The organism is Marinomonas gallaica (assembly GCF_001639745.1).
Taxonomy (GTDB): domain Bacteria; phylum Pseudomonadota; class Gammaproteobacteria; order Pseudomonadales; family Marinomonadaceae; genus Marinomonas; species Marinomonas gallaica.
This window is the reverse complement of sequence record NZ_LTAX01000006.1, coordinates 148,277-160,656: the sequence shown is the minus strand read 5'-3', so window position 1 is coordinate 160,656 and position 12,380 is coordinate 148,277. Positions and strand designations below refer to the sequence as shown.

The following is a 12,380-nucleotide window of genomic DNA, read 5'->3' as shown; positions in this document are numbered from 1 at the left end:
TACCGTTAGTTGCATCATCGACATCAGACAAATCGCTAACGCCCTATTTCTGACACACTAACATGAAAATATCATCCGTCATTATAACCCCTATAAGACTATCTTATATAATTTATGAACATTAAATTAGACCAATGACTGCTGACTACCAACACTGACTCTCCCTAATGATGCTCTTCGCCGATATCTTGCTGCTCTTTTGCTAACTGCATAAAACGCTTGTGGATACGTCGCGTAGCCCACCACACACCAGCGATAACCAAAGGCACTGACAAGCCAACTGCAAGGCTTTTATCAATCGGAGCACCGTTTTCATAAGCCGCTTCAATTAAATATTTGATCAAGCCCACACTGTAATAAGAAATCGCAGCAACCGATAAACCTTCTACCGTATGCTGCATGGCAAGCTGAATTTTTGATCGACGATCCATAGAGGCTAACAAATGCTGATTTTGTGATTGAATCGACATTTCGACGCGAGTCCGCATCATCTCTGAAACACGATCAATACGACGTGACAGATTTTCTAAATGCTCACCTGTCGCCTTACATGTTCGAACGGCAGGCGTTAATCGACGCGTCATAAACTCGGTAATGGTTAAATGCCCTGAAACCTCATCTTCACGCAGTTCGGCTAAGCGCTTTAGAACTAAATCATGATACGCAGCCGTGGCGCTGAAGCGAAAAGTGGTGCAAGCGCGTGCAGACTCAACCCAAGCGGCCATATCAATGATTTTACTCAGCACTTCCTGCTCATCCAAATCATGATGAGCATCCGACAGCTGGTTTGTGAGCTCGGCAAGTTTTTGATCCATTTGCGCTAGATGTTGGTTGTAATGTCGCGCCAAAGGCAAACCTAACAAGGCAATCAATCGATACGACTCTACTTCGATTAAACGCTGCACCATTCGGCCTAACTGACTGTTACTCATTTCACGGTTGTAAACTAAGATGCGCCCAAAACCATCACTGTGAATTCTAAAGGTGGTCCAAACTTGCGCTGCCCCAGCTTGGGGCTGGCTGCCCACTAGACGCATCCCTTCAAAATAAGATTTAACTTCGGCGAGTTCCGGCTCCGGTTTTTGTGTCGTATCCTCAATGGCGACATGGAAAGCTGAGACGACCGTACCACCTAACCTCACAAGCCACTCTTTTGGAAGTCGGCTCACCCCCGTATTGGCAAACGGGTCAGCAAGAAATGGCTGACCTTGATTAATCACGGTATAGGACACGAACTCAAGATGTGTTTCTCGACGAATACGCACATCACCAAAATCGGCTTCCAAGCACACAGAATCATGATTTGGCGGAATTTGATCAAAATAGGCGTACAGCTCACAAAAATGCTCAAAGTCGGCTTGCTTTCGAGACACATCGATCATTACAGCGAGGTAACTAATTCGTGCTGGGCTAGGAATGACATGAAAGGGACGCGAATGCAGTTCAGCGTAAAGCGCATCGCGCTGTTCATGCATAGTCAATCCGTAAGGGTTTGCGGCGGAGTTCACAGTTAAGTCTCTATTTTTGTTATCAGAATGCCTAAATCATTGGCTTTATTGCGTTTCATTGCAACTTAATGGGCTCACTATCAGCTGAAATTTTCTAATAGTTTGATACAGACTATTTGCGTCTTCGTCTTAATAACTTCACCTCCATGTCATATTTACTTGGCACACTGGCCCATCAATATGGAGAATGTTATGACCCTAAACCCGTTTCGCCGCTTTATGACACCGCGGGCACAGTCAATTAACCTTATCAAACTAGAGCAAGAGCATCCTATTCATGAGGTCGATCCTTGTTACTTATCCTTCTCCATCGACATATCACTGATTATTGGCGGACAGTGGTGGGAAGGCAGTAAAAGCTCAAGCCGAGGACTCGGCACTAATCGCGTGCCCCCTTTAGAACTTAACCACCCCAAGCTTAGCCAATACGTTGAGCATCTAAAGCCTGCCTACCTTCGCATTGGTGGCTCTGAAGCCGATACTATCCATTATTTTTGCTGTCAGCAGTTGCCCCACGACAAAGAACCCGAACTCAGCGAGGCCATTTGGAATCGTCTATTAAGCTTTATCAAACAACACGATCTCAAATTTATGTTTACGTTCAAATACGGTGCTTTTGAACGTAATCAGCATGGCAAATGGAATGGGGCAGACAGTGCGGCGCTGCTGCAATACACGCTTGATCACGGTGTCAACATTGATGTCTGCGAATTGGGTAACGAGTTAAACGCTTATTGGGCCTTTCACGGCTTAACTGCTCAACCTAGAGCAAAGCAACTGGTGCTCGATTATCAGCGTTTTATTAATCAGGTCAGACTCATCAATCCAAACAGTCGCATTGCTGGACCAGGCAGTGCTTTTTGGCCTTACTTGGGTGAGACCATTAAATATCTATCGAACATTACGCCTAGGTTTCTGGAACAACTTGAAGGACAACTCGACATAGTCGACTGGCATTACTATCCGTTCCAAAGCCAGCGCTCCCCCGTTAGAACACGTACAGCACGAATTGAAAAGCTGCTCGATCAGCGATCTTTACTGGATTTTGAAGCTTTCTCAAATCAATTAGACGCTTATCGTCAAAAGCATCAACCCCAAGCAGAGCTCTGGACTGGGGAATCAGGCTCAGCTCAATGCGGTGGACAACCTAAGCTCTCGGATCGCTTTGCCTCTTGCTTTTGGTGGGCAGATCAGCTTGGCCGAGGCGCCAAATTGGGTCAAAAAGTCATGATTCGCCAATCCCTTATTGGCGGAGACTACGGCTTAATTCAACGCAAGAGCTTAAAACCTAACCCTGACTTTTGGGTGAGCTGGCTATGGAAACGTTTGATGGGACAACAGGTCTATCAAGTGAGCTGCCAAAATCCTGATTTGATTGTTTATTGCCACGGTGGCCACAAACAAGACCGTATGACCTTGTTGATCATTAACATGACTGGACGTGTTCACCGACTACGCTTCCAGTCTTTTGGCTCGCCAAAGAAACGCTATGAAATCACGGCGGACTCACTCACCAGCAAAAAGGTTTTAATTAATGGTGTTAACCCTCGGTTCCGAAAGGGGAAAGTACGCTTAAAGGACTTCCCCAAACTCCCGAAGCTGGATTTGGTCGCCCCCTACAGCATTAATTTCTGGACCTTCGCCGACTTAGAGAACGAGAAAGAAGCCATCTTTGGTGAAGATGTTTTCTAATTACACACCACCTCCCTTATCAAGGATAACTAAACTGCTTCGACAGGCAGCGGTCTCCTTCCTCACGCAAGTGATCTAAAAAAGCTTGCATGACAGGTGTCGGTTGCTTGCTGCTTGGATACACCGCACACCAGCTACGCTTCAAGGGGAAACCTTTGATCGTTGGCATCACCAAGGTGCCCAACCGCAACTCGGCAATCACATTAGCAAGCGGCAGTAACGCAACGCCTAACCCCGCTAATACGCCATGCTTAATCGATTCATTTGAGCCTAACTCCATAATAGGCTTCAGCTGAAGACGATTATCTTTGCAAAATCCTTCTATAGCCGCGCGAGATCCTGATCCTTTTTCTCGTTGCAAAAAACCTATATCAAAAAACTGCTGCGCAGACATCGTTTGACTCTGAAGGATGGCGTGATCTTGACGCACAACAGGCACCAATAAGTTATCAAAGAAAGGCTGCCGATTAAGCAGTCGAGTGTCCGGCACAATACCGGTAATCGCCATATCGTCTTGGTTTTGCAACAACCGTTCAGTGGCGTTGGTTCGATTGAGTACCGTCAAACGCGCTTCTACTTGCGGATATTTTTCTAAAAAACCTTTCAGTAAATATGGCACAACAATCTCTGCAGAGCTCACCACACACAAACGTAGCTCCCCCCTGAGTTGACCTTCTAATTGATAAAGATCCATTTGTAGCGTTTCTAAATCACTGAAAATTTCTCGCACCACTCGTTCTAGCTGGGCACCTGCAGGGGTGACATAGAGCTGCTTACCGACGTAATCGAACATGGATTGACCAAGTGCCGCTTCTAATTGTTTCATCTGCGCGCTCACCGCAGGTTGTGTTAAACCCAGCTCCTCAGCCGCTCTGGAATAGCTAAGCTTATGAAACACCACCTGAAACACCTGCAATTGACGAAATGTCAGTCTATTTAAAAGCTGACCAAGCGTGTAAACCATATCTTAAGCCTATGAATTATATAATATTTAAATAAAGTATAAGCTATTACTTATGGTATACCAAAAAAATATCAATTATTTATTTTTGTAACTTTAGAATACTGTAAGTCCATGCTTGATTTGAGCGCATGGAGAGAATAATGCTGAAGAAAATATTGATTGCTAACCGTGGAGAGATTGCCGTTCGTATCGTACGCGCATGTGCCGAAATGGGCATTCGCTCGGTGGCAATTTTCACTGAGCCAGATCGCCACGCACTTCACGTAAAGCGTGCTGACGAAGCTTACAGCATGGGTGAAGACCCACTTGCAGGCTACCTTGATGCACGACGTATCGTTAACCTTGCCGTTGAGACAGGCTGTGATGCCATTCATCCAGGCTATGGTTTTTTGTCGGAAAATGCTGAATTTGCTCAAATCTGTCAAGATCGCGGCATCACCTTTATCGGCCCTAAAGCCGAGGTGATCTCGAAGATGGGCGACAAAACCCAAGCCCGTAAGAGCATGATCTCTGCAGGCGTGCCGGTGACGCCAGGTTCTGAAGACAACCTTGCCGACATTGAAGAAGCTATTACGCTGGCGAATAGTATCGGTTACCCGGTAATGCTTAAAGCAACGTCAGGCGGCGGTGGCCGTGGTATTCGTCGCTGTGATAGCGAACAAGAATTGCGTGACCAGTACCCGCGTGTCATCTCGGAAGCGACAAAAGCCTTTGGTTCTGCGGAAGTTTTCCTTGAGAAATGCATCGTTGATCCAAAACACATCGAAGTTCAGATTTTAGCGGACAGTCAAGGGGAAGCGATTCACCTATACGAACGTGATTGTTCGATTCAGCGCCGCAACCAAAAGCTGATTGAGATTGCGCCAAGCCCTCAATTAACACCAGAACAGCGCTCGTACGTGGGTGAGCTAGCTGTCAAAGCCGCCAAAGCAGTGGGCTATGAAAACGCGGGGACCGTGGAGTTTCTGGTAACCGGCAATGACATTTTCTTCATGGAAATGAACACTCGTGTTCAAGTAGAGCACACCATTACCGAACAAATTACCGGTGTTGACATTGTTCGTGAACAGATTCGTGTTGCCTCTGGTTTGCCTTTGAGCTACCGCCAAGAAGACATTTCGTTTCGTGGTTATGCGCTGCAGTTCCGTATCAATGCGGAAGACCCAAAGAACAACTTTTTACCAAGCTTCGGCCGTATTACGCGCTACTACGCACCTGGCGGACCAGGCGTACGAACCGATACCGCCATTTACACAGGTTACACCATTCCACCGTACTTCGACTCCATGTGTCTGAAGTTGGTTGTCTGGGCATTAAGTTGGGAAGATGTATTGGATCGTGGTGCTCGTGCGCTCGCTGACATGCGCTTGCAAGGGGTTAAAACCACTGCCAATTACTACCAAGAAATACTGAAAAACGATGAATTTAGAAGCGGCTTTTTTAATACCAGCTTCGTACCAAATCACCCTGAGCTATTGAATTACTCGGACAAGCGCGCCCCAAGTGAAATTGCCTTGGCAATCGCTGCAGCCATCGCTGCGCACTCAGCGGTCTAAGAAGAGAACAAGGAGAATACCTAATGAGCAAAGTACAGGTTACAGACGTCATCTTAAGGGATGCACACCAGTCTTTGATTGCGACACGCATGCGCACCGAAGATATGCTTCCTATCTGCGACAAGCTTGACGCGGTTGGCTTCTGGTCTCTTGAAGTTTGGGGTGGCGCAACGTTTGACGCATGCGTACGCTTCTTAAAAGAAGACCCATGGGAACGCCTTCGCGAGCTACGCAAAGCGCTGCCTAATACGCGCTTACAAATGCTTTTGCGCGGTCAAAACCTACTGGGGTATCGCCACTACGCTGACGACGTTGTTGAAGCATTTGTTGCCAAAGCCGCTGAAAATGGCATCGACGTATTCCGTGTATTTGATGCTTTGAATGATCTACGCAACCTTGAAACGGCGATCAAAGCGGTCAAGAAAGCAGGCAAGCATGCTCAAGCGACCATCTGTTACACCACCAGTCCAGTGCACACTTTAGAGCTGTTTGTGGAACAAGCGCAAGCGCTAAAAGATATGGGCGCTGACTCCATTGCTATCAAAGACATGGCAGGCTTGCTAACGCCTTACGCGACTTACGATTTAGTGAAAGCGATCAAAGACAATGTGGATTTACCATTGTTTGTACACAGTCATTCTACGGCGGGTCTAGCGCCACTGTGTCAGCTAAAAGCGATCGAAGCCGGTGCCGAGCACATTGATACAGCGATTTCATCGTTTGCATCAGGCACCAGCCACCCAGCAACAGAGTCTCAAGTCGCCGCACTTAAAGGCACTAAATGGGACACGGGCTTAGACCTAGAACTGCTGACAGAAATCGCGGACTACTTCAAAGAAGTGCGTAAAAAATACCACCAATTTGAAAGCGAATTCACGAAAGAAGACGTATCAGTACAGATCAACCAAGTTCCTGGCGGCATGATGTCGAACCTTGCGAATCAGCTGAAAGAGCAGCAAGCATTAGACCGAATCCGTGAAGTGTTCGCAGAAATTCCACGCGTACGCGAGGATTTAGGCTTCCCTCCTCTGGTGACGCCGACGTCACAAATCGTAGGGACTCAAGCGGTTATGAACGTGCTGGCGGGCGAACGCTACAAAACCATCACCAACGAAGTAAAACGCTACTTACAGGGTGGTTACGGTCATCCGCCAGCAGCGGTTAACCCTGAGGTTCGTACCAAAGCGATTGGCTCTGAACTGCCAATAGAGGGCCGACCTGCAGACGCTTTAGGCGCTGAAATGGACCGCCTACGTAAAGACATCGGTGATTTAGCCAAAAGCGAAGAAGATGTGCTGACTTACGCCATGTTCCAGGACATTGGCAAGCAATTCCTAGAACAACGCGCAGCTGGCACTTTAGTTCCTGAAGTACTAGAGCCCATTGCTAACGCTGGAGCGACTAAAGCATCAGCGCCCGTTTCAACGGAATTTAAAATTGATGTGCATGGTGAAACTTACCAAGTTGAAATCACCGGCATTGGCGGCGACTCTTCTGGTAAACGCCATGTTTACTTAACGCTTGATGGTATGCCTGAAGAAGTTCTGTTTGAGTCACTCAACGAATACGACGGTGGCGCAATCACTGGTAGCAAACGTGGCAAAGCAACAGGACCGGGTGACATTACGACCAATATGCCAGGCAACATTGTCGATGTATTAGTCAATGTTGGCGATGATGTTAAAGCTGGCCAATCGGTTTTAATTACTGAAGCCATGAAGATGGAAACTGAAATCCAAGCGCCTATCGCCGGTAAAGTGGCGGGGGTTCATGTAATCAAAGGGGATCGCGTTACACCAGGCGAAACCTTAGTCGAGATAGTTCCGCACTAACTTATAGTGTGTTGTTCTTTACAGGAGGCCTTTGGCCTCCTTTTTTTTGGCAAGTTGTTTGCTTGTTAACTATGCTAAAGCACGCATATAAAACAATATGTGCTACCTGCGTCATGGCGAAGGTTTAGTGGCTATGAGAACATCGGTGGAACTTGATAATGATCAGGCTCGACAGGAGAAATCGAATGAACTGGCGTAAAGGAAGCATAAGCCCATTTTTAACTTACTCTATTATTCTATTTTTTATCTTTGATGGTACAGCACTGGGCTTAAACATATGGCTAACACAACGCATCCAAAGCCAAACCATTGAACTCAACCTTGCTGGCCGCCAACGTATGCTGTCACAAAAAATGGTGAAAGAGTTTCTCTACGCACCACCCAGCGCTACGAACCAGACACAACTCACAACACTGAAAGAAAGCGTTAGTTTATTTGATCGTACATTAAGCGCTTTTCGTAATGGCGGCACGACCATCAACACGGACAATACATTAGTCACCATTGAGTCATTTCAACACCGCCCTTACTACCCTCTTGTTGAACAAGGCTGGAATAATTGGCTGCCGCTTAGGACGCAAGTGCTGAGCTACATCAAAACGCCATCCCCAAGCCTTTATGTCGCTCTCAACCAAGCGTTTGCGGAGCAAAACAATCTCCTGTTAAACAATATGAATGCGCTAGCACTGGCCATAGAGCAACAAGCTCGTTATGAAACAGGAAAGATACGCTTCCTCCAAGCGATTGCACTCTTATTAAGTATGATCAACTTTGTTACTGCGTACTGGCTCTATCGCAACCGTATAAACGCACTAGAACATGAAAAGACATTGATTGAAGCACTTTTGCAAGACATGCCTTCAGCGGTGGCCGTTACCGATGATGACGGCCTTATTGTCCAAGCAAACCGAAAATTTATGACGCTTCTGGCTATAGATTCTGACGCCCTAAACCGACAAAAAATACACGACCTCATCGTTCCTTTAGTCGATCAGTCTAACTTGTATCAGCTATCAAATCTGGCATTTAAACACGCCATCTTGAAAGTGGAGAAATCCAGTGCTTTTGATAATGGTCGACACATGGCTATCTGGCAAATCGAAGATGTTAGCCATGATATGGCTGAACGTGAACATCTTACGAGCCTTGCCTATAAAGATCCTTTAACCAGTCTAGAGAATCGCGTAGCGTTTGAAGACCACCTCAAAGCACTTAATCAAACATCTGGTAATGATGCATTGCATGCCATCATGTTTTTAGATTTAAACAATTTCAAACACGTAAACGATAACTTTGGTCATAACAGAGGCGACATCATTTTGCGTGAGGTTGGACTGCGCCTTAAACAGTTTATCAGCCCTGGTATTAAAATCGCTCGACATGGCGGCGATGAATTCACCATTCTGTTACAGAACATAGAAGACGAAGAGCATGCTATTTGTTGTGCAAAAGAAATCATTGAAGCCCTCAAGACGCCTTATTACGTTGGACTTGAAACACTGCACATCAACGCAAGCATTGGCATCACTTCTTTTAAAGGCCAGCAAGAAGACCCATCGCATCTCATTACAAACGCCGATAGAGCTATGTATCAGGCTAAACTAAAGCCAGATACACCCAACATTCACTGTGCCCCCTTTAATGGTTAAGGCGATAGCCAATACCAGGGGCATTACTAATCAAAGTTGGCGCTGACGGCATTTTTTCGATTTTTTGTCTCAGCTGGGCAATATGTACGCGAATTTTCTCTGTGCTCCCCGTAAACTGGTTGCCCCATACGTCTCGCCCTATCTGGCTGTACGTTAAAACTTTATTAGGTTGTTTTAAGAAGAGTTCGAGTAGCCGAAATTCAATCGGTGTCAGATGGATAGCGTCATCAACACCGTCTAAATAAACGGTTCGCGCATCAAGATTTACGTTTAAGTGCTGAACTTGAAAGGTCGAGGGAGTTGCTTCATTCTCTTGTACTAAACGCCTCAAAGACACGCGAATACGAGCTAACAGCTCCCCTGAACTGAATGGTTTAGCCACATAGTCATCCGCCCCCAAATCCAATGCTGTGATTTTATCAAAATCCGTATCCCTAGCAGAGATGACTATAATCGGAGCTGTCATCTGTGGTTTAAACGCACGAATAAAATCATGACCACTACCATCAGGTAACCCAAGATCTAGCAAACAAAGATCAACCAATAGAGCCCCTGACATGACGGCCGACGCTTGTTCGATAGTATTGGCAAGAGATACTTTAAAGCCTGCTGACTCGCATAATGTTTTCAAAAAACTTTGCATGGACGCATCATCTTCAATTACTAATATGTGCTGCATTACTGCTCCTCCCAACAAATTCGAGCACTGACTTGATTCGACTGTTTCTGAAAAAGAAACTCTCCACCATGCAGCTTCGCAATGGCATCACATATCAAAAATCCCAAGCCGTTACCCGAGTCTGTTTGAGGTGTATTTTGTTCACCCAGTCCATTGATCACCTCAAGGCAGTAAGCCGTTTGAATACGACTAAATTGGATTTTGCATGGCGCGCTCCCATGGCGACTCGCATTATCAATCAAGTTGGCTAATGCAATCTCTAACAACGCACTGTCGCCTTTCACCGAATCCACCCCATAGTCCACCGAAAAACCGTCAATTTGGCTCGCTTTGATACGAACAAAAGCCGAGCTAACTAAATCCACACATGGCAACGTGAGCCAGTCATTGGTTGTTTGCAAATCACGGATACGACTGAGTTCCAACATTTTATCGATCTGATTTTTTAGAATTAAACTTTGTTGATATATATTAGATATTTGCTCTTGCTGCTGCGACTTAGATAACACAATCGAATCTTCCATTAGCAAACTGGACGCCCCCATAACAGTTCCCAGAGGCGTACGAAGATCATGCCCTATCGAGCGAAGTAAATTTGCTCGAATCTCTTCTCGTTCTTTTAAGCGCATAGTGGCTTGCTTTTCAAGTTCAACTATTTGATTGCGTTGAGCAAGTTGTGCGATGAACACCCCCACCGCGAGCATCACACCAAAACTCACAAAATAATCAAAATTATGGACCGCCAAGGTGTAGTATGGATCTACAAACAATACATCCACAAACAGTACGCTGGTCACACTTGCAACTATTGCTTCACTCTTACCGAAACGAAAGCCAATAAACGTTACACAAGCCACTCCCAGCAACATAACATCACTCACTGTTACGTACTGTCGAAGGGGCAACGCCAGCAAAATAATGCCAGCAGGAACCCCCGCTGACACAATATATTGCATCCATGGTTTAGTGAATTTATTCAAAACAAGCTCCCAAAGGTATTGGCGCTACGCACGCCATAAGTAAGGCGTAAAGATAGCAATGACAGTGAAGTACTCTAAGCGCCCCAAAATCATCGTGAACGACAACAACCATGTGGCGACATCCGTAAGCGGCGAAAAGTTATTTCCCAACTCACCAAAACCTGGCCCCAACACATTTAAACACGCAGCAACACCACTCAACGCGCTAAAAAAATCCACGCCAGTTAGCATTAATAACAAAGTAAGCAAGATTGTTGTTAATGCCGCTAAACACATAAAAGCCATCACACTGTGCCGTATCTGTTCATTCACTGGCCGCCCCTGATAGCGCATGGTAAACACAGCACAGGGATGAATCAGTTGCTTTACCTCAAGCAGTATGGCTTTAAATGAAATAATATTTCGCACCACCTTATTGCCACCTGCGGTAGAACCTGCACACCCACCAATATAACCAACAACCAGTAATAAAATAATCGATGCACCCTGCCACTGCGTAAAATCGCCAGCGCCGTACCCCGTACTGGTCATAAACGACAATACGTGAAATGTTGCTTGAGTTAGGGCTTTTAAAACATGTGTTTCATCTGAAAATTGCAGTAGCTGCTGCATTACCAATAACGAAAAGAATAGTGCAAGGAGTAAAAACCAACGACACTCTTCGTCTTTCCAATACAGCGCAAGGCGTTTTCCCGCGACAACTCTATAATGTAACGAGAAACTAATCGCCCCAAGCGCCATAAAAATACAGCTCACCCATAGAATTAAACTGCTTTCAAAATAACCCATACTGGCATCATGGGTTGAAAAACCACCTGTAGAGACAGTTGTTAAACTGTGAGCAATGGCATCATAAACACTCATTCCTGCCAGCCAATAGCTCATTGCACAGGCTACGGTAATCAATAAGTACACATACCAAAGATAATGTGCGGTATTCTTTACTCTTGGCGTCAGCTTTACATCTTTTACGGGGCCAACTGTCTCAGCTTTAAGCAGTCGCATACCACCAATGTTGAGCATTGGCAGTACTGCGACAACAAAAATCACAACTCCCAGTCCTCCCATCCATTGTAGGAACTGACGGTACATTAAAAAACTTTTAGGCATACTATCTAAGCCACTTAAAATAGTTGCGCCTGTCGTCGTTAATGCGCTTATCGACTCAAACACTGCATCCGTCCAGCTTACTTGCGTAATACTATAAATAGGAACAGCGCCAAGTAGACCAACAGATATCCAGGTAAGCACAGCAAACAGAATCGCTTCCTTAGTATTCACGGAAGAGAAGCGATATTTTCGTGCCCCAAACAATACCATTAAAGAGCATACAATGGTTATTAAGGCACTTGTAAGAAACCCCTTAGTCACACCATCTTGAAAGAGGTAATGTGACAACTCCGCAAATATTAGCTGGATGACGCCCATCCACAACATAGGCAGGGAGAGTAAGCGGGACATTAGAATGAAACGAATCATAAAGCCTCATAATACAAAGTAATGAGGCTATTCTAGTAATT

General features: G+C 45.6%; 9 protein-coding genes. 4 read left to right on the top strand and 5 right to left on the bottom strand.

Features of this window, described 5'->3' with window-relative positions:
* Positions 1-164: 164 nt before the first annotated feature.
* Positions 165-1,508 (bottom strand): DUF3422 family protein, encoded by a 1,344-nt coding sequence (locus tag AYW76_RS08255; RefSeq protein WP_231872572.1) that lies wholly within the window; start codon positions 1,506-1,508, stop codon positions 165-167.
* Between the two features lie 192 nt (positions 1,509-1,700).
* Between AYW76_RS08255 and AYW76_RS08250 the strand changes: the two genes are divergently transcribed.
* Positions 1,701-3,200, top strand: coding sequence for a glycosyl hydrolase family 79 N-terminal domain-containing protein (locus AYW76_RS08250; protein ID WP_082866160.1), 1,500 nt, complete (start codon positions 1,701-1,703; stop codon positions 3,198-3,200).
* A 19-nt stretch (positions 3,201-3,219) separates the two neighbouring features.
* On the opposite strand, the gene AYW76_RS08245 is transcribed toward AYW76_RS08250, so the two are convergent.
* The gene (locus AYW76_RS08245) at positions 3,220-4,164 is read right to left on the bottom strand and encodes a LysR family transcriptional regulator (RefSeq protein ID WP_067218357.1); all 945 of its coding nucleotides are present in this window, start codon (positions 4,162-4,164) and stop codon (positions 3,220-3,222) included.
* 140 nt (positions 4,165-4,304) lie between these two features.
* Between AYW76_RS08245 and AYW76_RS08240 the strand changes: the two genes are divergently transcribed.
* From AYW76_RS08240 to AYW76_RS08230, 3 genes are all read left to right on the top strand, one after another.
* Complete coding sequence (locus tag AYW76_RS08240) at positions 4,305-5,720, top strand: acetyl-CoA carboxylase biotin carboxylase subunit (RefSeq protein ID WP_067218354.1); 1,416 nt, start codon at positions 4,305-4,307, stop codon at positions 5,718-5,720.
* A 23-nt stretch (positions 5,721-5,743) separates the two neighbouring features.
* Positions 5,744-7,552, top strand: coding sequence for a sodium-extruding oxaloacetate decarboxylase subunit alpha (oadA, locus tag AYW76_RS08235; RefSeq protein ID WP_067218350.1), 1,809 nt, complete (start codon positions 5,744-5,746; stop codon positions 7,550-7,552).
* 185 nt (positions 7,553-7,737) lie between these two features.
* Entirely contained in the window at positions 7,738-9,201 is a 1,464-nt protein-coding gene (locus AYW76_RS08230) for a diguanylate cyclase domain-containing protein (RefSeq protein WP_067218347.1), read from the top strand.
* Here the strand turns inward: AYW76_RS08230 and AYW76_RS08225 are convergent.
* The 3 genes from AYW76_RS08225 to AYW76_RS08215 are packed head-to-tail and all read right to left on the bottom strand — an operon-like array spanning position 9,191 to position 12,339.
* Positions 9,191-9,880, bottom strand: coding sequence for a response regulator (locus AYW76_RS08225; RefSeq protein ID WP_067218343.1), 690 nt, complete (start codon positions 9,878-9,880; stop codon positions 9,191-9,193). The two genes, AYW76_RS08230 and AYW76_RS08225, sit on opposite strands and share 11 nt — an antisense overlap.
* On the bottom strand, positions 9,880-10,860 hold the full coding sequence (locus AYW76_RS08220; protein ID WP_156489045.1) for a sensor histidine kinase: 981 nt from the start codon (positions 10,858-10,860) through the stop codon (positions 9,880-9,882). The genes AYW76_RS08225 and AYW76_RS08220 overlap by 1 nt, the downstream gene beginning before the upstream one ends.
* 24 nt (positions 10,861-10,884) lie before the next feature.
* Positions 10,885-12,339, bottom strand: coding sequence for a TrkH family potassium uptake protein (locus AYW76_RS08215; RefSeq protein WP_067218338.1), 1,455 nt, complete (start codon positions 12,337-12,339; stop codon positions 10,885-10,887).
* Positions 12,340-12,380 lie beyond the last annotated feature (41 nt).

Excerpts from the sequence above, each read along its gene's own strand:
- AYW76_RS08250 (WP_082866160.1), top strand. The coding sequence starts at position 1,701 with ATGACCCTAAACCCGTTTCGCCGCTTTATGACACCGCGGGCACAGTCA.
- AYW76_RS08245 (WP_067218357.1), bottom strand. The coding sequence starts at position 4,164 with ATGGTTTACACGCTTGGTCAGCTTTTAAATAGACTGACATTTCGTCAA.
- AYW76_RS08240 (WP_067218354.1), top strand. The coding sequence starts at position 4,305 with ATGCTGAAGAAAATATTGATTGCTAACCGTGGAGAGATTGCCGTTCGT.
- oadA (WP_067218350.1), top strand. The coding sequence starts at position 5,744 with ATGAGCAAAGTACAGGTTACAGACGTCATCTTAAGGGATGCACACCAG.
- AYW76_RS08230 (WP_067218347.1), top strand. The coding sequence starts at position 7,738 with ATGAACTGGCGTAAAGGAAGCATAAGCCCATTTTTAACTTACTCTATT.
- AYW76_RS08225 (WP_067218343.1), bottom strand. The coding sequence starts at position 9,880 with ATGCAGCACATATTAGTAATTGAAGATGATGCGTCCATGCAAAGTTTT.
- AYW76_RS08215 (WP_067218338.1), bottom strand. The coding sequence starts at position 12,339 with ATGATTCGTTTCATTCTAATGTCCCGCTTACTCTCCCTGCCTATGTTG.